This is a genomic window from Vibrio sp. B1-2 (assembly GCF_963888445.1).
Lineage (GTDB): Bacteria > Pseudomonadota > Gammaproteobacteria > Enterobacterales > Vibrionaceae > Vibrio > Vibrio anguillarum.
The window spans coordinates 1-24,897 of record NZ_CAWPJH010000013.1 but is presented as its reverse complement, the minus strand read 5'-3'; the positions used below and the strand labels follow the sequence as shown (position 1 = coordinate 24,897).

Here is a 24,897-nt window from a genome sequence, read left to right as displayed (position 1 = left end):
CCAACATAGTTTGGTCGTTATCATTGCAGAATTCAGTCATGATCAACGACTCATTAAATTATTCATTTCTAAAATCGGCATCAAGGTCGCCATCACGATAAACAGTACCAACCCAGCCATTAATGCAATCAGCGCCGGGGTAAAAATACCTAATGCGATGTTGACCGTCGATTCAAAACTCGCGTCTTGGTTATCGGCCGAGCGCGTCAGCATACTTTCGAGCTCACCACTTTGTTCACCACTGGCGATCATATGCAGCATCATCGGTGGAAATAACTTGGTTTGCTCAAGCGCTTTACGCAAGCTCGACCCTTCGCGAACATTGTCAGCCGCCAACAACACTTGTTGCTTAACGTATTTATTGGACATCACATCCACCGCTACACGCATCCCATCCAAAATAGGAATCGCACTGGAGGTACAAATAGACAAAGTTCGCGCAAAACGCGCAGTATTGAGACCGCGAGTGATTTTGCCAATCAATGGCATGCCGATGATTTTTTTATCCCACTTCAACCGCAAATTCGGCTTGCTTAGCAACCATCGGACGAGATAAATCAAGATCACCAATAGCACCAGCAATTGGACACCCCAATGCTGGATAAAATCACTTGAGGAGAGTAGAAATTGAGTCGACTTCGGTAATTCTTGCCCCATTTGGACAAATTGTCCGACGATTTTAGGCACCACAGCCGCCAGCAAAAAAGCCACAATACACACCGCGAACACCACCAACACCACTGGATAAATCATCGCTTGTTGTAACTTGGAACGCATTTTTTGGCGATTCTCAGCATAGTCCGCTAAACGCTCAAGCACCGAATCCAAATGACCTGATTTTTCGCCCGCTTCAACCATCGAACGAAACAGGTCATCAAAGATATGTGGATAATCACCCAAGCTGTCTGACAAGGTATAACCCTCGGTCACTTTGGAACGAACAGCGGCCAACATGGTGCGAATACGCGGCTTTTCCGATTGTTCAGATACCGCTTTCAAACACTCTTCCAATGGCATACCTGACTGCACTAAAGTGGATAACTGGCGAGTAATGAGCGCTAAATCCGGTGTACTGATACCGCGCTTAAAACTCAAAGGCGATTGCTCACGCTGAGCCGCTTTCGCTTGCGTCTCAATGAGTTCAATCGGTATAAGCCCTTGCTCTTTTAAGCGCTGGCGAACCTGCCGAGCATGGTCCCCCTCAATAACACCCTTTTTTTGTTTGCCTTTGGCGTCGAGCGCTTTATATTCAAATGCCGCCATTATGCTTCCTTCGTCACTCGCATCACTTCTTCAAGTGAGGTAATGCCTTTCAGCACTTTATCAAGCCCGTCATCACGAATGCTCGGTGTTTTCGCCCGCACCGCTTTTTCAATCGCTTGCTCTCCGGCTTCGCTATGAATTAAGGCTTGTACCTCATCATCAATCAGCAACAATTCATGTATACCCGTTCGGCCTCGATACCCTTTGTGATTGCATTTGTCACAGCCCTTCGGACGATACAGTGTCAGCGACTCTTTTTTCTTACAATTGAACAGTTTTTTCTGCTCATTATCAGCTTGGTAGGCCTCTTTGCAATCGGGACATAAGGTACGCACTAAGCGTTGTGCCAATACGCCAAGCAGCGATGATGAGATCAAAAAGGGTTCAATTCCCATATCGCGCAAACGTGTTATCGCACCGATGGCGGTATTGGTGTGCAACGTCGACATCACCAAGTGTCCGGTTAAAGACGCTTGCACCGCAATCTGCGCGGTTTCTAAATCACGAATTTCCCCAACCATGACCACATCCGGGTCTTGACGCAAAATAGCACGTAATCCTCGCGCAAAAGTCATGTCCACTTTAGGATTGACTTGAGTTTGGCCGATACCATCAATATCGAACTCAATCGGGTCTTCCACGGTTAAAATATTACGCTCGTTGCTGTTGAGTTCTTGCAGGCCAGCGTACAAGGTGGTGGATTTTCCTGAACCGGTTGGGCCCGTCACCAAAATAATGCCATGCGGTCGTTTGATTAATTGACGGAAGCTTTCGTGGTTGGCTGCCGTCATTCCTAGACTGTGCAGATCTAAGCGCGTGGCGTTTTTATCTAGCAAACGCATCACCACACGCTCACCGTGAGATGAAGGCATGGTTGACACGCGAACATCGACCGCTCGGCCGCCAATGCGCAATGAAATGCGTCCATCTTGTGGTACACGTTTTTCAGCGATATCAAGCTTAGCCATTACTTTGACGCGTGAAACCAGCAACGGCGCTAATTTACGACTCGGCTCTAACACTTCACGCAGTACCCCATCGACACGAAAACGAATCGACAAGATTTTCTCAAAGGTTTCAATGTGAATATCCGACGCGCCCTCTTTGATCGCTTCGCCAAGCATGGCGTTGATCAATTTGATGATGGGCGCATCGTTTTCTGACTCTAACAAATCTTCATTTTGTGGCAGCTCTTCGGCTAATGAGAAGAAATCATCACTGTCAGCACCAATATCTTCCATTAATTGTCGCGCTTCTGACGAGTCTCGTTGGTAAGCTTGGGTCAGCTTACTTTCAAATTCGGCCAGTGAAATTTCAACCAAGTTGAGCGGCTGTTTCACGACTCGTTTCACTTCGACTAATGATTCGATAGCCAGCGGAGCGACATAAAATAACGTCGGCAGCTCGTTGTCTTCTACCAGCTCTAATACCAATTTAAAACGATTGGCAAAGCTAAACGGTAAACGACGGTAGTGAGGTTGCGACAAAACTTCGGTCATTGCTGTTTTTCCATTTGTTCGATAAAGGCTTGTACTTCCGCAGAATGGGTGCGCTCATCGCCAAACTTAGGCAGCACAGGGATATTATCGTTCGCCATCAACTTCAAACCGCGATCAGCGTTATAGAGCTGCTCAGCACGAATGTAGTTGTACTTACGCTGAGTGATGCCATCGGCCGTCATGCCATCACGAATGATGGTCGGCTTAATAAAGACCATCAGGTTTTTCTTCTCAACTTGGGTACTGGTCGATTTGAACAAATAGCCTAAAACCGGTATATCGCCTAATAGTGGGACTTTGGATTCACTTTCGACTGCGCGCTCATCAATCAACCCCCCCAGAACTAACATTTGCCCGTCTTGAATGATGACCGATGTATTTAATTGACGCTTTGCAAAACGGACATCGACGGCACCATTCGCTCCTAATACGTTGGATACCTCCTGTTCAATTTTCAGTTGAACTGAGTCGCCTTCGTTGATTTGTGGTACCACTTTCAGCTTGATACCGACCTCTTTGCGTTCTACGGTTTGGAAAGGATTATCGTTATTTGCGCCCGCGCTCGAACCCGTCAAAACAGGCACCTCTTCGCCCACGATGAAGGAGGCTTCTTCATTATCCATCACCGTAATACTCGGTGATGACAAGATGTTCGAGTTGGAGTCACTCGACACGGCGCTGATAAGGGCCGTCCAGTCGCCCATCACTAAGCTCATGGCTGCACCATTGACCGCACCGAGCGCTGACGCCAAAGTAGAGTAATCCCCTTTCTTCGTTGTTTCTTCGTAGTATTTTATTGCGCCTGTTGAGCTATCTCGAATCGGTTTTTTCTCAACGCTATCTTTGGCTTCTTCTAAACCAATCATTACCTTACCGATTGGCGCGCCCGCATTGCCATACTGAATCACAGAGCCGTTGTCGAGTGAGCCCCATTGCACGCCTAAGTTGATGCCATCCCCTTCGGCCATTTCAACAATCAGCGCTTCAATCAATACCTGAGCGCGACGAATATCCAACTGCGCAACCACATCTTCTAGCTCTTTCATAATGTCTTGCGGAGCGGTAACAATTAAGGAATTGGTCGGTGCATGTGCTGAAATCATCACTTCGGTGCGTTGTGAACTTTGCCCTGTTTTTTGCCCAGACTGTTTTTCGGCCTGCAAGTTGTCAGACACCCCTTTCAACACATCAACCAAATCTTCCGCTTTCGCATTCTTAAGATAAATGACGCGGTTATTGCCTCTTGTTGCCATCTCAACATCAAGCTGAGTGATCAATCGCTTTAGGCGTTCACGGACTTTAGGATCACCTGAGATCAAAATCGAATTGGTACGATCATCGGCCACCAGCTTAGGCTGCAAAAACTCTGGGGTATTTTTAGCATCCGTAGTTTTGTTTAATGCCTCCACAATACGCACCATTTCAGCGGCAGATGCATTACTTAGTTCCACAACCTCGATGTCTTTGTCACCAGCTTGGTCAACTCGTTTGATGATATCGGCTAAACGGTTGACGACCGCAGCACGACCTGTAATCAAAATGATGTTCGCCGGATCATAATGCACTACGTTGCCCGCTCCTGCGTTATCGATCAACTGACGCAACAAAGGTGAAAGCTCTCGTACCGAAACATTCCGCACTGCAACAACGCGCGTGATCACGCTATCACCGTTCTCTTTTCCTTCATCACCAACGACAGGAATCGCAGACGTTTTGGCATCTTTCGACTTGATCACTTTGAGCACGCCGTTGTCCATCTCCACCACGGCAAAACCATACACTTCCAATACATTCAAAAAGAAGCTGTAGTATTGCTCTTCATTAAGCGTGTCATAGCTGCGGACATCGACTTTCCCCCGAACTGAAGGATCAACAATGATTGTTTTTTCAAGATTACGGCCCACGATATTGATGAATTCTTGAATATCGGTGCCTTTAAAGCTGGCACTAAAATCGTTTGCCATGGCTAACGGCGATGACAACAAGCCACCCATCAATAACCACGTCGTTTTGTTTAACCAATGCTTCACGTCTTACTCCCTAAACTCATGCTCATGCATCAGTCTGTCTAAAATTGGATATAAATGTCATGGGATTGCCCGTCTCTTTCGACTGTTAAGTTCATTTCGGTTAACTCAGAGACTGACTGAAAAATCTTATTCATGGCGTCCGGGTCCGTTAAATCCTGACCGTTTAACGCGATTGCGACATCGCCATCTTGTAGCCCTACCGACTCAAACAACTCAGGAGATTGCCCAGGGCTCACTCTGTATCCAAGCACTTTGTCATCACGTTTCACTTGCGACAGGCGTACATATTTAAAGATTTCTTGCGGATTGCTGGCAATAGCGGCGCGAATGTCATCCAACTTTTCTTCTGCAGACGCTGGGTTATTACCACGCACATTCGACGCAACAACGCGCTCAGGCGTTGCTACACTCGGTTTATGATAGTCAATTCCATCCAACATCAAAGTTTCATCGCGCCCTGAGTTATCAATAATAACGCGATCATTGAACACCGCTTTCAATTTGACACGGGTTCCTTCAATGACTTCGTTAACACCATAGGTCGATTGACTGCCACGATTTGCGATTACCGCTAGACTCTTACTCGGTTCATTGCTAGCCACCACCCCAACCAATAATAAGCTAAGGCTGGTTTTAGGTGCATCTTTGACCACAGGCTGTGCGGCTTCGACCTTCTGCTCGCTATAGCGACCAAATAAACTTCCTTGTTGTAAAGAAGAGAGATCAAGCGAACGCGCCGCATTCGGCGTTGATGCGATTGCTCTTGGAGACCAAGGCGTTATATCAACCGCGTTTTGCTGAATCAGCCACACCATTTTTCCTAGAATCCAAGCCGACGTGACCAGCAATACTAAGGTAAGAAATTGGCTGATTTGTTTCTGCCATTGCGGTATTTTTTGTAGCAAACCTGCTTGCCATAAGCGAGATGAGGTCATACTGCTAAAATCGATTCGCCTCAAAAGATGTCCTTACTGATATTTTCTTACTTCAACCATGATATTTCACATTCATGAGCCGTTAGCCAGACGAAAACCGGCGGATTGGCCTCAAACTATACTTCCATTTCATTTAAACTATGCTTCCATTTAAATGGAACAGATACATAAGACCGCGAAGATCGCGCTACAAAAACACATTAATATATCATAGGAGACATTCTCGTCATTTTTACTGACATTATTTTGTCGGGTAGCTTGAAAATCTGGAACCAAAACACCATTGTAAAGGCCATAAAACGTACAAGACTAACTCCCTTTGAGGCACATTTGTAGTATGAGTTTTGCGACAGAGCAAATAAGATTGGATAAATGGCTATGGGCAGCACGATTTTATAAAACGCGGTCGATCGCACGCAGTATGGTCGATGGTGGTAAAGTCCATTATAATGGCCAACGCACCAAGCCAAGCAAAATTGTCGAGCTTGGGGCAACGATTACCTTACGCCAAGGCCAAGAAGAGAAAATCGTCACTGTGATCAATCTGTTAGGGCAAAGGCGCAGCGCGCCAGAAGCACAAACCCTGTATTCGGAAACCGCAGCAAGCATCGCCAAACGTGCCCATCATGCCGAGCAACGTAAGCTCAACGCACACAACCCAAGCCCCGAACGCAGACCAGACAAAAAAGAGCGTCGTGACATCATTAAATTTAAACATCAATAAAAGCTGGACCATGTTCCGAGGAAATAGCTAAATGGCAAATAACATTTTAAATCGCTACTTATTTGAAGATCTATCCGTACGTGGCGAGTTGGTACAATTAGACGACGCGTATCAACACATCCTTTCGAGCCAGGAATATCCAGCCCCAGTACAAAAACTTTTGGGCGAACTGCTCGTCGCAACGACCTTGCTAACCGCAACGCTGAAGTTTGAAGGCTCAATTACCATGCAATTGCAAGGCAATGGCCCAGTTTCCTTAGTCGTTATCAATGGTGATAATGAACAGAAAGTGCGTGGTGTCGCACGCTGGAAAGGCGATATTGCCGATGATGCCGACCTACACACTTTGATGGGTAAAGGTCATTTAGTTATCACTATCGAACCCAAGAAAGGCGAGCGCTACCAAGGTGTGGTCGGTTTAGAGGGTGATAACTTAGTGGAAGTGCTGGAAGGTTACTTCATCCGCTCTGAACAGTTGAAAACACGCCTTTGGATACGCATTGGTACGCAAGATGGAAAAGCCTGTGCCGCTGGCATGTTACTGCAAACTATTCCAGATGGAACGGGTACGCCCGATGATTTTGAGCACTTAGAGCAGTTAACTAACACCGTAAAAAACGAAGAGCTGTTCACCTTAGAAGCCACTGATCTGTTGTATCGCCTGTATAACCAAGAGAAAGTTCAGTTGTTCACCCCACAACCCGTGGAATTCCATTGTGGTTGTTCACGTGAACGCAGTGGGGCGGCCATCATCACAATAGGCAAAGAGGAAATTTACGACATTTTATCGTCTGAAGGATCCGTTTCTTTACATTGTGACTACTGTGGCACCAACTACTCATTTGAAGAGGCTGAGATCGCAACACTCTACGCACAAGCCTCCTCAGGAAGCGACACAATTCATTAATTTGCATGAATTAACAAGCACGAAGAAAACGTATCAGAGCCAGCTTTACGCTGGCTTTTTTTGTGATCAAAACCCAGTAAAATCAAGCCTTAAACAAACAGAATGGCGTACTTATTTTTTTAAAAGTATTAATCTTATTGATCTAGCGCAAAGGTTTGCGTACGCGATAAAATAGTTGCGCCAATATGTGACGGGACACCTAAAACCACAGGAGTGTCATGGGCAATTTTTGAACTGTGTCCCTGTTTTATCCCCCACCCGTTGCTAGCATGGTGAGCAGATAACAATTACAAACATTATTACAAAATCCCTACAAAATCTCTTACAAGGAGCACCTATGACCGTTATGGAACATACAAAGGCTGCACAACTAGACCTGACCAAATACGGAATAACCAACGTAGTCGAAGTGGTTCGCAACCCAAGCTATGAACTGTTATTTGCCGAGGAAACTCGCCCAGACCTTGAAGGCTACGAAAAAGGCGTCGTCACTGAACTTGGCGCTGTTGCCGTTGATACTGGCATTTTTACAGGCCGCTCACCAAAAGATAAATTCATTGTCAAAGATGACACCACACGCGATACCCTATGGTGGACATCTGAACAAGCGAAGAACGATAACAAACCGATTAACCAAGAAGTATGGAATGATCTAAAAGCACTAGTGGGTCGTCAACTATCCGCTAAACGTCTATTCGTTCTTGACGGTTACTGTGGTGCCAACGCAGATACGCGCCTTTGCGTGCGCTTCATTACTGAAGTGGCGTGGCAAGCCCACTTCGTCAAAAACATGTTCATTCGCCCAACAGAAGAAGAGCTAGCTAACTTCGAACCTGATTTTGTGGTCATGAATGGTGCCAAATGCACCAATGACAAATGGCAAGAGCAAGGCCTGAACTCAGAAAACTTCACTGTGTTTAACTTAACGGAAAAAATGCAGTTGATCGGCGGTACTTGGTACGGCGGTGAAATGAAGAAAGGGATGTTCGCAATGATGAACTACTTCCTTCCACTGCAAGGTATTGCTTCAATGCACTGCTCAGCCAACATGGCTAAAGATGGCGATGTGGCGATTTTCTTTGGCCTATCTGGCACAGGAAAAACCACACTCTCTACCGATCCAAAACGCGCGTTAATCGGCGATGACGAGCACGGCTGGGATGATGATGGTGTGTTTAACTTTGAAGGCGGTTGCTACGCGAAAACCATCAAGCTCTCCAAAGAAGCCGAGCCTGACATCTACAACGCGATCCGCCGTGATGCGCTACTGGAAAACGTCACAGTACGTAGCGATGGTTCGATTGACTTTGATGATGGTTCTAAAACCGAGAATACTCGTGTTTCTTATCCTATCTACCACATCGAAAACATCGTTAAGCCTGTATCGAAAGGTGGTCACGCCAATAAAGTGATCTTCCTATCCGCGGATGCATTTGGTGTGCTTCCACCAGTCTCTAAATTGACTCCAGAACAAACCAAGTATCACTTCTTGTCTGGCTTTACGGCAAAACTAGCGGGTACTGAACGTGGCATCACCGAACCAACACCAACCTTCTCAGCCTGTTTTGGCGCAGCGTTTTTAACGCTCCACCCAACACAATATGCCGAAGTGCTGGTAAAACGTATGGAAGCAGCTGGTGCTGAAGCTTATCTAGTCAACACTGGTTGGAACGGCAGCGGTAAACGCATCTCGATTCAAGATACCCGCGCCATCATTGACGCTATCTTAGATGGTTCGATTGAGAAGGCAGCAACCAAGCATATTCCAATCTTCAATCTTGAAGTGCCAACCTCACTACCTGGTGTAAACCCAACCATTCTCGACCCACGCGATACTTACGTGGATCCTCTACAATGGACAAGCAAAGCCGAAGATCTCGCCTCGCGCTTTATCAATAACTTTGCCAAGTATACTGATAACGCAGAAGGTAAAGCATTAGTGGCCGCAGGCCCACAACTCGACTAAAACTGATAAGTCAGTAGCAAGCCCCTTTGATAAGGGGCTTTTTTTGTTGCTGCGTGAGGTAATTTGTTTCACTCTGTCGCAGGTAACGATTTACGAGTAAGGACACCATGAACAAGGCTTTGGCATTGCTGATTGCGATCATCGCGCTATTTCTCACTTTCATGCTGGGTATGTTTGCACTGCTACATACCTCTTATGCTACTCCCGTTGCTCAAACTCTCGTTGAACGACTTTTGAAAGGAAACGTGACGTTTCAATCTCTTCAATACCAGTATCCTTTGCATTTTCAGTTCAACCAATTAACACTGCGGCAAAATAAGCAGTACATCCCGATAGAGCAAGCCGATATTTGGCTCAGCCCACAGCTCATTCGCGACCAAAAAATCGCCGTTGATAGCGTGCTACTTAGTGGTATCAGTCTACAAAATGGCCTTCCTACCGATTTGCGATCATGGCCCATTTCGGTGAGCCAAATCGCGCTCAATCACGCCGACATCGTCCAACAAGGTTGGCTAGCGCGCGGTGTTAACCTACAGATTAAAAATCCACATTGGCCGGATGCTCCAACAGCTCTGCCTTTCGGCGAGATACAACTCTCAGTTGAACAATTTTATTGGCAAGGAGAAGCGCTGAATAACCTACTGCTCGATATGGATTACAAACCCGCCAACAGCACCGTCTATGGGCTCTCGTTATCATGGCGCAGCGCGGTTATTTCAGGTCAAGCCGAGCAGTATCCTCAAGGTTGGTCGCTGATCAATGTGACACTGGAAAAACTCAATCTTAGCCGAGATATGAGTCATTCCTTGCGCCAATCGGGTTGGTTTCAGCTCTTTGACAAAATAGACCATATCAATAGCTTAGATATTTTAAATAGTCAGATCGAGCTTGCGGATATCAGCTTGCGTAACGTCGATATTTCGCTGGAGAACATTTATCCACACAGCAATATTTGGCAGCAGCAACAAGGTAAATTATCGCTGCGAGCCGACGATGCAACTTGGCTAGGTCAGCAGTGGGTGGAGCCGACCTTTAGCCTGCGCACCGAGCCGGGTAAACTGATTATTGAGGATTTTAGTAGTGAATTTAAGCAAGGTGATATTCAATGGGCGGGTGTTATCACCCCAACCTCAGCATCGCTGCAACAGCTCACTATTCGCGGTGTAAAATGGGTGAGCGAAAGCAAAGATGATTTTACGTCGCTGAGCCAGCATTGGCCGTGGGTTGATAACCTCACCATCGAGCAACTCACCATCGCCAATAGCCAACTCATTCAATTGTTTGCGCCACCTTATTGGCAATTGTCTGGTGTCCATGCCAAAGGGAAGCAGTTAACTCTCGTAAAAGAGAAACGCTTGGGATTGTGGCAAGGCACGCTCAATATCAGCGCAAACAGCGCCAGCTACGATTCACTATTGAGCACGCAAAGCGTCGTTGAGATGCGCAGCGAGCAAGGCCAATGGTACCTAGATCGTTTATTCATGCCGTTAGAAAACGGCTATATCGATGCCACTGCGCGTTGGAATTTCCAAACGTTAAGTCAGCCTTGGCAAGCCAACATTCATGCCGATGGGCTACCGCTAGCGGTGCTCAATAAAGTCACCCAGCTTCCCTTTACCATAGAGGGTATCAGTGAATGGGAAGCGCAGGTCAACGGCCTCGCCGGAGACTACGCCACCTTCGCCCACTCCCTCACAGGTGAAGCAACGCTCAATATTCGACAAGGCATATTAACGCTAAGCGATCCTGAGCAAAACCTCAGCCATGAGCCGTTTACGCTCGAAGGTTTAGTCATTCACTCAGACAGAGGGCGGATGATGATTAATACAACGCCGCTGGTTGGAAAGACGCTCAAGGCAAACCTTGATGGTCACGTGGATGTGGTCAAGTTGGAGAAAGGACAACTTAACCTTAACCTCCAACAGATGTGCCGTGAGATGCACTTCGAACTGCTCCACAACACACAGCACACCATCTATTCGTGTGATCCAGAAACCGACACTTACTCAGCCGATGATGCGGCAGCTAACAATGCCTTGTAATTGGGGATCAACATATAGGTTCCCGTAAATTCAACGGCGGGTTTACCGCCACTGGTGATAGTTACATTGACGACGATACGCGCTTTACGTCCACTGGCTAAACGATCTAAATCGCCACTGATGCCATCTAATGAAGTGAAGGCTAAAGGGTTATGCACCACAGGTTGACGATAGCGGATGCGGCTATCAACCAAAACAATATCGCCATTCAGGCTTCGCTCACGCATCAGCAACCATGCCATTCCCCATCCGGTCAAGGTGGCAAGGGTAAATGCCGAGCCTGCAAATAAGGTGTTGTGTGGGTTCAAATTCGGATTGAGCTGAGCGCTGCACTCAAATTGGTAGCCCGTATATTGAGTCACCTTAATGCCCATTTTTTCGCTGATAGGAATGTGCGTGGCCCAGCGTTCTTGCAGTTCAGTACACCATTCAGGTTTGCGAATCACATTGGCCATGGGATCGAGCGGTTTGACCATTTGTTGATGTCGAACTGGACCGCGTTCATCATTGAGCGAGCCCCGGCGTTCAAAGCCGTTCTTTTCATAAAATGCAATCGCATCTTCACGGGCGCTACAGACTAGGCGCTTTGCACCTTCTTGACGAGCCAGCGACTCTAGCGCCACCAGCACCAAAGAGCCCATACCTTTATTGCGACGGCTACTTTTAACCGCCATATAGCGAATTTGCCCTTCGCAATCTGGCGTAATGTACAAGCGACCAATAGCAATCGGTCGGTTACGACCATCGACAATCATCCTGTGGTGGCTCATGCCATCATACTCATCGCGCTCCGAGCCGATCGGTAGATGCCATGGCTCACGCAGCATTTGCCAGCGAAAATGGTAGTATTTATTCAGTTGGTTGTCGGTACTTGGCGTAATCAGTTTAAACATTTGGTTATCCCTAAATCACAGCCTCTCATACTCCGCATGATCCCAACGAAGGAGGCTCTATCCATTTCTTTATTAAACCTGAAGCCAGAATGTCACTGGGCCATCATTAATCAGCGAGACTTTCATATCTTGTGCAAAGCGGCCACGCTGAGTTGGCAAAATGTGCTCACACAAATCCGAAAAGTAATCATACAGACGCTCAGCATCAGCAGGGTGTGCACCTTTTGAAAATCCGGCACGCGTCCCTTTTTTGGTATCGGCTGGCAATGTAAATTGAGACACCACTAAAACCTGACCGTTCACTTGTTGCACGTTCAAGTTCATTTTTCCCTCTTCATCTTCAAACACGCGGTACTGAGTCACGCGTTCGACTAGACGTTTGGCCTTTGCCTCATCGTCATCTCTTTCGACCCCAAGTAGCACCAGTAAGCCTTGATTGATTTCGCCAACCACTTCCCCATCAACACGTACCGCCGCTTCACTCACTCTCTGGATCAACGCTATCACTCTGATTTCCCTTTATCATTTGCTCGGAGATAGGCAATGAGTTTAGCATTTCTTGCTCATTGCTCCAGTGCTCTTTTTCACCCAAAGTCGCCGTCACCTCCGCCCCAACGAGCACAATCATCCAGCATAAGTAGACCCACACAAACAGAATAGGGATCGCCGCCAGTGCGCCGTAAATCAGTTGATAGGAGGGAAACTGAGTAATATAAGCAGCAAACCCTTTTTTACTGAACTCAAATAAAATAGCCGCCACCATTGCCCCGACCAAGGCGTGTGAAAGATGCACTTTTTTATTCGGCACCAGCAGGTACAAACCGACAAAAGCAGAGAATGACAAAATAAAAGGTAGCCAGCGCAGCAACAAATTATAAGCACCAGAGAGTGCTTCGCTGTCAATAATCTTGAGTGAGGTAATATACGAGGTTGCCGCAATACTCGCGCCGACTAAAATTGGCCCGAGCGTAAGAACCATCCAATACATTGAAAAAGAGAGCACCATGCGCCGTTTATCTTTAACTCGCCAAATGTAGTTTAAATTCTTGTCAATATTAGAAATCAGCATTAAAGCTGCAACGAATAAAAATACCCCGCCCACGGCCGTCATCTTACCTGTATTCGCGATAAATTCGAGCAACGCCTCTCGCACTACATCGCCTGCGGCAGGCACAAAATGGGTGATCACAAAATCTTGAATAACCATACCGACATTGGAAAAAATAGAAAATGAGGAGAGAATTGATAACAGCACGGTAAGCATAGGTACGATCGACAACAACGTGATATAAGCCAAATAGCCCGCATTAACATTGACGCGGTCATGATCCATCCGGCTGAGTAAATAACGCGTAAACAGTAAACATTGTTTGCCAAGCTTTTTAATTTTCAAATGCCTTCTCTCTGCTTATTTTTATCATCAATCACCATTCTATACCTAAAACTGACTATATTGCAGATAAGCAAAGGGCGAGAAGTACACTCCTCGCCCTTAGATTAACTCGTTAACTTATACCATGACGGTATTAGCCACGGCTTGCACGTTTACGATCATTTTCAGTCAAATGACGTTTACGGATACGAATGCTCTGCGGGGTCACTTCCACTAGTTCATCGTCGTCAATAAACTCAAGTGCTTGCTCAAGTGTAAACTTAATTGCAGGTGACAATACTTGCGCTTCATCAGTACCAGAAGCACGAACGTTTGTCAGCTGCTTGCCTTTCAAGCAGTTCACTGTTAGGTCGTTAGAACGGTTGTGGATACCGATCACTTGGCCTTCGTACACTTCATCTGCGTGCTCAGTAAATAGGCGACCGCGCTCTTGTAGGTTGAATAGAGCGTAAGTCAACGCTTTACCTGTCGCGTTAGATATCAACACGCCGTTGTTACGTTGACCAATGTTACCGCCTTTGTGTAGGCCGTAATGATCAAACGTATGGTAAAGCAAACCTGAACCTGAGGTTAAGGTCATGAATTCTGTTTGGAAACCAATCAAACCGCGAGAAGGCATCATGAAATCAAGACGCACACGGCCTTTGCCGTCTGGAGTCATGTTCGTCAGCTCACCTTTACGTAGGCCGATTTTCTCCATCACGCCGCCTTGGCTCTCTTCCATCACATCGATCGTTACGGTTTCGAACGGTTCCATTTTCTGGCCGTCTTCTTCCTTCAAAATAACTTCAGGACGAGAAACCGCAAGCTCAAAGCCTTCACGACGCATGTTCTCAATCAGGATTGATAGGTGAAGTTCACCACGACCTGAAACGCGGAAGCGATCTGGGTTGTCGGTTTCTTCAACACGCAATGCTACGTTATGAACAAGCTCTTTTTGCAGACGCTCAAGGATATTACGTGAAGTCACGTATTTACCTTCTTTACCTGCAAACGGTGAGGTATTGACTTGGAAAGTCATGGTCACTGTCGGTTCATCAACGGATAGCGGCACCATGGCTTCAACACAGTTTTGATCACAAATGGTGTCTGAAATTTTCAGCTCACCTAAACCTGTTACCGCAATGATGTCACCAGCGTTAGCTTGTTCAACTTCGTTACGCTCAAGGCCAAGATAACCCAGAACTGTACCAACTTTACCGTTACGTTTCTTACCATCAGCGCCGACAACTGTTACTTGTTGGTTCGCTTTTACGCTACCACGAGTCACACGACAAACACCGATAACACCAACGTAAGAGCTGTAATCAAGTTGAGAAACTTGCATTTGTAGTGGGCCATCAAGGTCAACTTGTGGTGACTCTACATTGTCAACGATCGCTTGGAACAAAGGTTCCATGTTTTCGCCAACTTCACCTTCGTTAAGTGTCGCCCAACCGTTCAGTGCAGAGGCATAAACCACTTTAAAGTCGAGCTGCTCATCCGTTGCACCAAGGTTGTCGAATAGGTCGAACACTTGATCCATAACCCAATCAGGGCGAGCACCAGGACGGTCAATTTTGTTAATAACAACGATTGGTTTCAAACCGTGAGCAAAGGCTTTTTGTGTTACGAAGCGAGTTTGTGGCATTGGGCCATCAACCGCATCAACAATCAGCAAAACAGAGTCAACCATTGACATGATACGTTCAACTTCACCACCGAAGTCGGCGTGTCCTGGAGTATCTACGATGTTGATACGGAAATCATTCCAGTTAATGGCTGTATTTTTTGCAAGGATAGTGATACCGCGCTCTTTCTCGATATCGTTCGAGTCCATGACCCGCTCTTCCGTATTACCGCGAGACTCTAACGTACCTGACTGTTGCAGCAGTTTATCAACCAACGTTGTTTTACCGTGGTCAACGTGTGCGATGATCGCGATATTTCTTAATTTATCAATCTGTGGAGTAGCCATGGATTTTGCTTCACTTATTAAGGGAGTAACTCGCTTCGGCATGAGGCCGCAACGAGCATAGAACTTGATTAAAAAAACGGTCAATAATGTACCAGATTTTGGCGAAAAACCTAGAAATATGTGATCTATCGCGCTGATTTTCGCTCACCACAAGCTTAGTCCGCTACTTGCTTTAAAACAAATTGCATCAAAATGGACTAAATCAGCATTGACAAGCCTAGTAAACCTAGGCTGAATAGTGTGCGCTTTGGTAGTTAATGGTGCAACATAAAACTCAAGGCACCAAAATAGTGCAAATAAGGATCTTTTTGGTGCAGAGAAGCATTTAAATTCGACAAAGAACAACCAAAGCACTTGAAATTAAAGGATTAATTTAATTGGCACGAATTTAGCTTTGTTAGAAACAGCATCGATTAATAAGTTTAGAATGAAATTAATCAATGCTAGTTTCAATTCGATTCGGGCCATTACCGCTTTAATAACACTGGAGGTTATCCAAGATGTCAGTAGAAAACGTTCTATCGCTGATCCAAGAAAACGAAGTTAAGTTTGTTGACCTGCGCTTTACCGACACGAAAGGCAAAGAGCAACATATCTCTATTCCTGCTCATCAAGTCGACGCAGACTTCTTCGAAGAAGGTAAGATGTTCGATGGTTCATCCGTTGCTGGCTGGAAAGGAATCAATGAGTCTGACATGGTGATGATGCCTGATGCATCAAGTGCAGTTCTTGACCCGTTCACAGAAGACGCAACACTTAACATTCGTTGTGACATTCTAGAGCCTGCAACCATGCAAGGCTACGATCGTGACCCACGTTCTATCGCAAAACGCGCAGAAGATTACATGCGTTCAACAGGTATCGCAGACACCGTTCTTGTCGGTCCAGAGCCAGAGTTCTTCCTTTTTGATGACGTGAAATACACCAACAATATGTCTGGTGCCTCATTCAAAATTGATGATATCGAAGCGGCTTGGAACACTGGCGCTGAAATTGAAGGTGGTAACAAAGGTCACCGCCCTGGTGTGAAAGGTGGTTATTTCCCTGTTGCACCGGTTGACTCATCACAAGACATCCGTTCAGCCATGTGTTTGATCATGGAAGAGATGGGCCTCGTCGTTGAAGCTCACCACCACGAAGTAGCGACCGCAGGTCAAAACGAAATCGCCACTCGCTTTAATACGCTAACTACGAAAGCCGATGAGATCCAAATCTACAAATACGTGGTGCACAACGTTGCGCACGCCTTTGGTAAAACAGCAACCTTCATGCCTAAGCCTCTTGTTGGCGACAACGGTTCAGGTATGCACGTTCACCAATCTCTTGCAAAAGATGGTGTAAACCTATTTGCTGGTGACAAGTACGGCGGTCTATCTGACTTAGCGCTTTACTACATTGGCGGTATCATCAAGCACGCGCGTGCCATCAACGCATTTGCTAACCCATCAACAAACTCGTACAAGCGCCTTGTCCCTGGGTTTGAAGCACCGGTAATGCTAGCTTACTCGGCTCGTAACCGTTCTGCGTCTATCCGTATTCCAGTAGTACCAAGCCCGAAAGCACGTCGTATCGAAGCTCGTTTCCCAGATCCAGCAGCGAACCCATACCTAGCGTTTGCCGCTCTTCTAATGGCTGGTCTTGATGGTATCAAGAACAAGATCCATCCAGGAGAAGCGATGGATAAAGATTTGTACGACCTACCAGCAGAAGAAGCCGCTGAGATTCCAAAAGTAGCCGAGTCACTTGAAGTGGCACTAAAAGCACTGGATGAAGATCGTGAATTCCTGACCGCTGGCGGCGTATTCTCTGATGATTTCATCAACTCATACATCACGCTAAAAGCAAAAGATGTAGAACGCGTCAACATGGCCGTTCACCCACTAGAATTTGAATTGTACTACTCGGTATAATTCTTAGCTTTAGTACAAAATGTAACTTAGGTTATGGATTTATTAGGCTCGCCTCGCAGGTGAGCCTTTTTCATATTTGGGGTTAATTCCGGACGTCGTAACATTAGCGTTACAACAATAACGGCACTCAAAAGCCGATACCCTTAACGTGAAAACATCTCTATATAGGGGGATGACTGTGAATCTGATCCGAACTTTACTCCTAACACTCATCATGCTTTATTCCGCGACTTCAATTGCACAAAACGTCTATACGTGGGTGGATGCGAATGGCGTGTTGCATCTTAGCGATGTCCCACAAGATAAGGGAGCAAAGCAAATTTCGATTCCTGATTTTCAGGCCGATGCGCCTGAGCCAACCTTTGAAACCTCTCACCCCGTCACTAACCTCACCAAAAATCTGCCACTGGAAAAATCCGCAACCAATATCAACAAAATGGAACCGCTGACCATTGCAATTCGCTCTCCGGCTGACGATGAAACCTTACGCAGCAATGCGGGCGTTATTTCAATCAACGCCGAACTCAATCGCAACTTAACCGTCAATGAACAGTTGCAATTGGTCATGAATGACAAGGCCTATGGCGCCCCCGCCACTCAACCTACTTGGACGCTGAAAAATCTAGACAGAGGAACGCATCGCTTTTTAATTCAAGTAGTTGTAAACGGCAAGATTATTGCATCGTCTAACCCTGTGACGGTGCATTTACATCGAGCCAGCATCAAGTGATGAACTCTTCGCCAATAAGCTCGATATAACAACAGGTTTCACTTTTTCTTCTGACACCGATGCGCCATACTTAGCCATGCAATGCACCAAAATTGTGCATTGCATCATTTGGGAACACGGACAAGGATGAAAACGTGAATTGTGAGCTAAGCCAAACGATTTTAAATAATATCGTTACCGCCACCTTGATGCTCGATGAGTCTCTTTGTATTCGTTATGCCAATCCAGCGGCTGAACAACTCTTCTCCCAAAGTGCTAAGCGAATTATCAACCAACCACTGTCAAAACTCATCCAGCACGCTTCTCTTGATTTAGCGCTGCTTTCTCAGCCGTTGCAAAGTGGCCAAAGTATTACTGATAGCGATGTTACGTTTGTGGTCGATGGTAAGCCACTGATGCTGGAAGTGACCGTGAGCCCTATATCTTGGCAACGCGAGCTGATGCTTTTGGTCGAAATGCGCAAAATTGGCCAACAACGACGGTTAACACAAGAGCTCAATCAGCACGCCCAACAGCAAGCGGCAAAACTCTTAGTTCGCGGGCTGGCACATGAAATTAAAAACCCATTAGGTGGGCTACGCGGCGCGGCGCAACTGCTAGAAAAGATGTTGCCGGACCACAGTCTCACTGAGTACACCCAAATTATTATTGAACAAGCCGATCGACTGCGCGCTCTTGTTGACCGTTTGCTCGGCCCACAAAAACCAGGCAAGAAGTGCTCTGAAAATCTCCATGTAATTTTGGAAAAAGTCCGCCAATTGGTTGAGCTAGAAGCCAGCACACACTTGGTGATTGAACGAGATTATGACCCCAGCTTGCCCGATATTTTGATGGATACCGATCAAATCGAGCAGGCATTACTGAATATCGTCAGCAATGCGGCACAGATTTTATCTCATGATCCGCATGGTAAAATCACACTTCGCACCAGAACAGTGCACCAAGCCAATATTCACGGACAGCGCCATAAGTTAGTGGCACGCATAGAAATCAGCGATAACGGCCCAGGCATTCCTACCGAATTACAAGACACACTGTTTTATCCCATGGTCAGCGGCCGTGAAGGTGGAACGGGGCTGGGTCTTTCTATCTCACAAAACCTGATCGATCAGCACAATGGAAAAATCGATGTTGAAAGCTGGCCAGGTCGAACCACATTTACTATTTATTTACCCATTTGACCGATGTCTGATTGGGTTTGCTGCTAAGGAATAAACATTATGAGTAAAGGATACGTTTGGGTGGTGGACGATGATAGTTCGATCCGCTGGGTGATGGAAAAAACGCTCTCATCAGCCAACATAAAATGCGAAACGTTTTCCGATGCCGAAAGTGTGTTACTGGCGCTAGAAAGAGAAACGCCCGATGTGCTCGTTTCCGATATTCGCATGCCGGGCATGAATGGTATTGAGCTACTAAACCAAGTTCATTCACGTTCTCCTGAGTTGCCCGTCATCATCATGACTGCCCACTCAGATCTTGATGCCGCGGTGAATGCCTATCAAAAAGGTGCCTTTGAGTACCTGCCTAAACCTTTTGATGTCGATGAAACCCTCACCTTGGTTGAACGTGCCATTGCGCATAGTCAGGAGCAGCGCAAAGAACAATCCAATCAACAGATTGGCGTTGATAGTACACCGGAAATCATTGGAGAAGCCCCTTCAATGCAAGAGGTATTTCGGGCGATTGGCCGTTTATCACGTTCCTCAATTTCAGTCTTGATCAATGGTGAATCAGGAACCGGGAAGGAGTTAGTCGCTCACGCGCTTCATCGCCATAGCCCACGCGCCCAAAAACCGTTTATTGCCCTCAATATGGCCGCAATTCCAAAAGATCTCATCGAGTCAGAACTGTTTGGTCATGAGAAAGGAGCATTCACTGGTGCAAACAATGTCCGCCAAGGGCGTTTTGAGCAGGCCAATGGTGGCACTCTATTCTTAGATGAAATTGGCGATATGCCGCTCGACATTCAAACTCGGCTACTGCGTGTTTTAGCCGATGGTCAGTTTTACCGCGTAGGAGGGCATTCAGCAATCAAAGTGGATGTCCGCATTGTCGCCGCTACTCACCAAAACTTAGAAAAGCTCGTTCATCAAGGAAAGTTTCGTGACGACCTTTTTCACCGTCTCAATGTCATTCGTATTCATATCCCAGCACTGCGTGAGCGAAGCCAAGATATAGAAAAACTGACCAAGCACTTTCTCGCCTCTGCAGCAAAAGAATTAGGCGTAGAAATGAAAACGCTGCATCCTAAGAGCATTGAAATTTTGAATCGTCTTGAATGGCCGGGAAACGTACGACAACTTGAAAATATGTGTCGCTGGTTAACTGTAATGGCCAGTGGCAGCGAGGTGCTACCCAGTGATCTTCCTCCCGAATTATTGTCGGAAAAGAAAAATAGTGACTTTGATAGTGCTATAAGTTGGCAACAACAACTCGCAAGTTGGGCTAAATCTTCATTGGCTTCAGGAGAAACAGAGCTGCTTTCTTATGCACTTCCTGAATTTGAACGTATACTTTTGGAAGCAGCACTTCATCACACCAATGGTCACAAACAAGACGCAGCTAAGGTGCTTGGGTGGGGGCGCAATACGTTGACAAGGAAGTTAAAAGAACTTTACTGATAATTTTTTAATGATCAGGTGCAGTGATTCACTTTCTGGCACAATGCAATCACCCACCACCTTGCGTGTTTTACCGATAATTTGTATGGATGCAGAAGACACGACATGTCATTTACGAATCAAATAACGTTGAAAACAGCCGTTGTTCTACCATTTGTTATGATTTTCCTCATAACGATTGGAGTGATTGTGGGTGTACAAAAATACAGTTATGAAGAGATGGTTGATGACATTAGCAGCAAGCAGCTTTCATCATTAAATGCCAATGTAGAGCAGCGGCTGATCAGTTTTCTCGATGAACCTTTTCAAGCCAGCCTCGCTTTAAGCCACACGATCGGCTTTAGTCAGTTCTATTCTGCGGACGATGTCAGTAAAATAGAAGGATATCTGCTTGCCAGTTTTGAAACGCTTTATCGACCGCTAGAACAAATTGATGTGATCGGATTTGGTGGCGAACAGGCGGAGTACGTGGGCTTTCGCAAAGAGATTGGTGATAGTTTTACCTTGATGGTGAAAGATAATCGAACTCAGCAAAACTTGGTGATCTACTCAGGAAAAACCATCAATCAAGATATTCGCTCCACCATTGCCGATTATGATCCAAGAACTCGCCCCTGGTATACTCCAGTTGCACAAAGTTTAAGCCCAAGTTGGTCGCCAATCTACACTAATGTTGATGAACGCCAAGAGATCACGCTCTCTGCTTTAGCACCCGTTTTCTCTATGAACAAATTCATCGGTGTTTTGGTGACTGATGTGAAAATCGATACGTTCAATGCGTTTCTGGCCTCGCTGCAACAGAAAACTCATGCCAACGTGTATATTATTGATCCAGAAAAAAGATTGGTGGCTCACTCCAATACCAGCACCGTTGTCTCTTGGGGGACCGAACTGTCGGCAAAAGGAGAGCGACTACTGGCTATCGAAAATGCCAACCCAGTGATTCAAGCCAGTGCACATTATATTGATAACCATGACAAAATGCTGTCAGCAACACTCAACAAATTCGAAACGGTAGTTGATGGCACCCGCTATTTTAATCATCTCACTCCCTTTAAAGATAAACATGGCATCGAATGGTTTATTGGCGTCTCGATTTCAGAAACCGATCTACTTGGTCGATTGCCAGAAAACCAACAAAACAGTTGGATTATTGGCGGTATTGTCAGCCTTATCGGCATTGGTATAGGGCTCATTGCCTTTAATCGAATCACCACTCCAATTACCGCTACCGCGGCTGCTGCTCAGCATCTAGCAAAAGGGGATTGGGAAAGTAACATGCCGAAAGCTGGCAATATTTATGAAACGAGTTTGCTTGTTTATTCATTCAATGAAATGGCCAACAACCTAAAAGCCTCATTTAAGGCATTGCATTCCCAATTGATCTACGATTCCCTAACCAAGCTCTATAGCCGTGAAGGTTTAATTGATAACTTTAGTCAATTAAATCAAATTAATGGCAGCCTATTGCTTATCGGCATCGATAAATTCAGAGATATTAATGACAGCTTGGGGCATCAACAAGGTGACTTACTATTACAAATTATTGCTGAAAAATTACGCACACTATTTGCAAGCACCTCATGTATTGCTCGTACAGGTGGTGATGAATTCGCTATTTACATCCCCTCTTTACAACAAAAGAATGAAGCCCAATCCGCGGCTAACAGCATATTACAAATGTTTGCTGTCCCATTCTCAATGCATAATGAAAAAGTGGTCGTCAATGCCTCCATTGGCATCGTGCTTCCTAATGACACACTCCATACTATGGCGCTATGGTTACGTAATGGTAGCATCGCACTCAGCCACGCCAAGCAAGAGCGCTCAAGGATCTGCTATTACTCTCCAGAGATGGACGATGTTTCTCGTAAACGTACGCAAATGCTCACTCAAATTAAGCTTGCCATCGAGAACAAAGAATATATTCCGCATTATCAACCAATTGTAAACTTATCAACGGGAGATATCATCGGAGCTGAAGCCTTGGCACGCTGGGTGACACCAAGCGGTGATATCATTCCCCCCTTGGAATTCATTCCTATCGCTGAAGAAAGCGGCTTTATTGGCCTGATTGGTGAGCAAATCTTGTATCAAGCGTGTTTTGACACGATGCAAGGCATCAAGATGGGTAAATGGGGATCGACGTTTAAAATGCACGTCAACCTCTCAGTGAACCAGCTATCTCAACCTCAGTTTGTTCATGAACTCAAAGCGACTTTGGAAAGAACGGGGCTTGAACCCAATAATCTCGCTTTAGAGATCACAGAATCAAGAATTGTTGATAACGACCCAGTTATTTTAGCAAACATGAACAAACTCAAAGAGCTGGGCATCCATATCGCGATAGATGATTTTGGTACCGGATACAGCTCCCTTTCTTATTTACATCAACTTCCATTCGATTGTCTAAAAATAGACAGGGCGTTTGTATCGCAGCTCGAACAGACAAATCTCAGTAGCTCAGTCGTTGCGGCAATCATCAACATGACTCGTGGGTTTAATGTCGAAATTGTAGCAGAAGGTATTGAAACCAAAGAGCAAGTCCATCTCCTAACCATGCTTAACTGCACTCAGGGACAAGGCTTTCTGTTTAGTAAAGCCATCCCTTTTAACGAATGGTCAACAGATATGGTAAACATAAAAGCCAAATAAACAGAATTGGGTGATTTAATACTCTTTGCTAGCTGACACTGGCCACATTGATTTTTATACTTGATGCCATACACACTTTCGGAAAAACATAATGATAACTAAAAATCTACCGCTTACTGATTTGCATCGCCATCTTGACGGCAACATTCGAACCAAAACTATCTTAGAACTAGGGCAACGATTTGGTGTAGCGCTGCCAGCTGGCAACATAGAAGAGCTCACACCTCATGTACAAATCGTCGAAGCAGAACCATCATTGGTCGCCTTTTTATCAAAACTTGATTGGGGAGTTGCCGTATTGGGTGATCTCGATGCTTGCCGAAGAGTCGCCTACGAAAATGTCGAAGATGCCTTAAATGCTCAAATTGATTATGCCGAGCTGAGGTTCTCTCCTTACTATATGGCTATGAAACATCAACTGCCTACCGCTGGCGTTGTTGAGGCTGTAGTTGATGGGGTACAAGCGGGCGTTCGAGACTTCGGTATTCAGGCTAACCTAATAGGAATTATGAGCCGCACTTTTGGCACCGATGCTTGTCAGCAGGAGCTAGACGCTATTTTGACTCAAAAGCAGCACATTGTTGCAGTCGACTTAGCGGGCGATGAACTTGGGCAGCCGGGCGAGCGATTTATTTCTCACTTTAAACAAGTACGAGATGCAGGACTAAGAGTTACAGTACATGCTGGAGAGGCGGCGGGGTCAGAAAGTATGTGGCAAGCAATTAAAGAGCTAGGTGCAGAACGCATTGGACACGGAGTAAAAGCCGTCCATGACCCTAAGCTAATGGATTATCTTGCCAAACACCGTATTGGCATTGAGTCTTGCCTAACGTCAAACTTCCAAACGAGCACAGTAAACTCTCTTGCTCATCATCCTATAAAACAGTTTTTAGAGCACGGGATACTTGCTTGTTTAAATACTGATGACCCAGCGGTTGAAGGTATTGAACTTCCACATGAATATGAAGTTGCAGCACTTCAAGCAGGCCTTTCTCAAGAGCAGATCAGACAAGCGCAAATTAACGGATTAGAATTAGCCTTTCTTTCAGACTCAGATAAAAAAGCACTGTCAGCTAAAGCCGCTTTGCGTAGCTAAATCTCCTGAACCATACCTCTCTAGCCGATGTTTAATACATCGGCTTTTTTATACCTAAGACATAGAGACCGAAAAGAATAAGAATAGATTGAACAAAGTGTAGCTACCACACGACTGTCCTGAGAGTGATAAAAAATAAAATGCTCTTTTGCTAAAACGAAAAAAGCCCTGCTATTACTAGCAGGGCTTCTTAATAAGTGGCGGAGCGGACGGGACTCGAACCCGCGACCCCCGGCGTGACAGGCCGGTATTCTAACCAACTGAACTACCGCT

Annotated in this window: 18 protein-coding genes; 10 read left to right on the top strand and 8 right to left on the bottom strand. The window is 45.8% G+C overall.

Annotated elements, in window-relative coordinates; genetic code table 11:
* Positions 1-42 precede the first annotated feature (42 nt).
* The 4 genes from gspF to gspC are packed head-to-tail and all read right to left on the bottom strand — an operon-like array spanning position 43 to position 5,727.
* Complete coding sequence (gspF, locus tag AACQ75_RS07065; protein WP_017045694.1) at positions 43-1,263, bottom strand: type II secretion system inner membrane protein GspF; 1,221 nt, start codon at positions 1,261-1,263, stop codon at positions 43-45.
* The gene (gene gspE / locus AACQ75_RS07060; protein ID WP_170889712.1) at positions 1,263-2,762 is read right to left on the bottom strand and encodes a type II secretion system ATPase GspE; all 1,500 of its coding nucleotides are present in this window, start codon (positions 2,760-2,762) and stop codon (positions 1,263-1,265) included. The genes gspF and gspE overlap by 1 nt, the downstream gene beginning before the upstream one ends.
* Complete coding sequence (gene gspD, locus AACQ75_RS07055) at positions 2,759-4,792, bottom strand: type II secretion system secretin GspD (protein WP_170889710.1); 2,034 nt, start codon at positions 4,790-4,792, stop codon at positions 2,759-2,761. The genes gspE and gspD overlap by 4 nt, the downstream gene beginning before the upstream one ends.
* A gap of 38 nt (positions 4,793-4,830) precedes the next feature.
* Positions 4,831-5,727: a type II secretion system protein GspC gene (gene gspC / locus AACQ75_RS07050; RefSeq protein WP_228376488.1), complete on the bottom strand. Its 897-nt coding sequence runs from the start codon at positions 5,725-5,727 to the stop codon at positions 4,831-4,833.
* Between the two features lie 337 nt (positions 5,728-6,064).
* Between gspC and hslR the strand changes: the two genes are divergently transcribed.
* From hslR to AACQ75_RS07030, 4 genes are all read left to right on the top strand, one after another.
* Complete coding sequence (hslR, locus tag AACQ75_RS07045) at positions 6,065-6,451, top strand: ribosome-associated heat shock protein Hsp15 (protein WP_010319750.1); 387 nt, start codon at positions 6,065-6,067, stop codon at positions 6,449-6,451.
* A gap of 31 nt (positions 6,452-6,482) precedes the next feature.
* Positions 6,483-7,358, top strand: coding sequence for an Hsp33 family molecular chaperone HslO (gene hslO / locus AACQ75_RS07040; protein ID WP_013855441.1), 876 nt, complete (start codon positions 6,483-6,485; stop codon positions 7,356-7,358).
* A 337-nt stretch (positions 7,359-7,695) separates the two neighbouring features.
* On the top strand, positions 7,696-9,324 hold the full coding sequence (gene pckA / locus AACQ75_RS07035) for a phosphoenolpyruvate carboxykinase (ATP) (RefSeq protein WP_013855443.1): 1,629 nt from the start codon (positions 7,696-7,698) through the stop codon (positions 9,322-9,324).
* 107 nt (positions 9,325-9,431) lie between these two features.
* Entirely contained in the window at positions 9,432-11,366 is a 1,935-nt protein-coding gene (locus AACQ75_RS07030) for an AsmA family protein (RefSeq protein ID WP_170889708.1), read from the top strand.
* Here AACQ75_RS07030 and AACQ75_RS07025 read toward each other — a convergent pair.
* From AACQ75_RS07025 to typA, 4 genes are all read right to left on the bottom strand, one after another.
* Positions 11,327-12,259, bottom strand: a complete 933-nt coding sequence (locus AACQ75_RS07025; RefSeq protein WP_170889707.1) for a bifunctional GNAT family N-acetyltransferase/hotdog fold thioesterase — start codon at positions 12,257-12,259, stop codon at positions 11,327-11,329. The two genes, AACQ75_RS07030 and AACQ75_RS07025, sit on opposite strands and share 40 nt — an antisense overlap.
* Before the next feature lie 72 nt (positions 12,260-12,331).
* Positions 12,332-12,766: a D-aminoacyl-tRNA deacylase gene (dtd, locus tag AACQ75_RS07020; protein ID WP_013855445.1), complete on the bottom strand. Its 435-nt coding sequence runs from the start codon at positions 12,764-12,766 to the stop codon at positions 12,332-12,334.
* Positions 12,738-13,652 carry a virulence factor BrkB family protein gene (locus tag AACQ75_RS07015; protein ID WP_013855446.1) on the bottom strand — a complete coding sequence of 305 codons (915 nt, stop codon included), beginning with the start codon at positions 13,650-13,652 and terminating at the stop codon, positions 12,738-12,740. Before AACQ75_RS07015 ends, dtd begins: the two co-directional genes overlap by 29 nt.
* A gap of 133 nt (positions 13,653-13,785) precedes the next feature.
* Positions 13,786-15,609, bottom strand: a complete 1,824-nt coding sequence (gene typA / locus AACQ75_RS07010) for a translational GTPase TypA (RefSeq protein ID WP_010319743.1) — start codon at positions 15,607-15,609, stop codon at positions 13,786-13,788.
* Positions 15,610-16,109: 500 nt separating this feature from the next.
* Here typA and glnA point away from each other — a divergent pair, with 500 nt between their 5' ends.
* From glnA to add, 6 genes are all read left to right on the top strand, one after another.
* Positions 16,110-17,519 (top strand): glutamate--ammonia ligase, encoded by a 1,410-nt coding sequence (gene glnA / locus AACQ75_RS07005; RefSeq protein WP_017043509.1) that lies wholly within the window; start codon positions 16,110-16,112, stop codon positions 17,517-17,519.
* Between the two features lie 148 nt (positions 17,520-17,667).
* On the top strand, positions 17,668-18,249 hold the full coding sequence (locus AACQ75_RS07000) for a DUF4124 domain-containing protein (protein ID WP_170889705.1): 582 nt from the start codon (positions 17,668-17,670) through the stop codon (positions 18,247-18,249).
* Between the two features lie 134 nt (positions 18,250-18,383).
* A complete protein-coding gene (gene glnL, locus AACQ75_RS06995) occupies positions 18,384-19,430 on the top strand; it encodes a nitrogen regulation protein NR(II) (RefSeq protein ID WP_026027507.1) in 1,047 nt (348 codons plus the stop codon).
* Between the two features lie 39 nt (positions 19,431-19,469).
* Positions 19,470-20,873 (top strand): nitrogen regulation protein NR(I), encoded by a 1,404-nt coding sequence (gene glnG / locus AACQ75_RS06990; RefSeq protein WP_170889703.1) that lies wholly within the window; start codon positions 19,470-19,472, stop codon positions 20,871-20,873.
* 105 nt (positions 20,874-20,978) lie between these two features.
* Positions 20,979-23,528, top strand: a complete 2,550-nt coding sequence (locus tag AACQ75_RS06985; RefSeq protein ID WP_438947405.1) for an EAL domain-containing protein — start codon at positions 20,979-20,981, stop codon at positions 23,526-23,528.
* A 91-nt stretch (positions 23,529-23,619) separates the two neighbouring features.
* Positions 23,620-24,624, top strand: a complete 1,005-nt coding sequence (gene add, locus AACQ75_RS06980; protein ID WP_088728552.1) for an adenosine deaminase — start codon at positions 23,620-23,622, stop codon at positions 24,622-24,624.
* Positions 24,625-24,897: the final 273 nt, after the last annotated feature.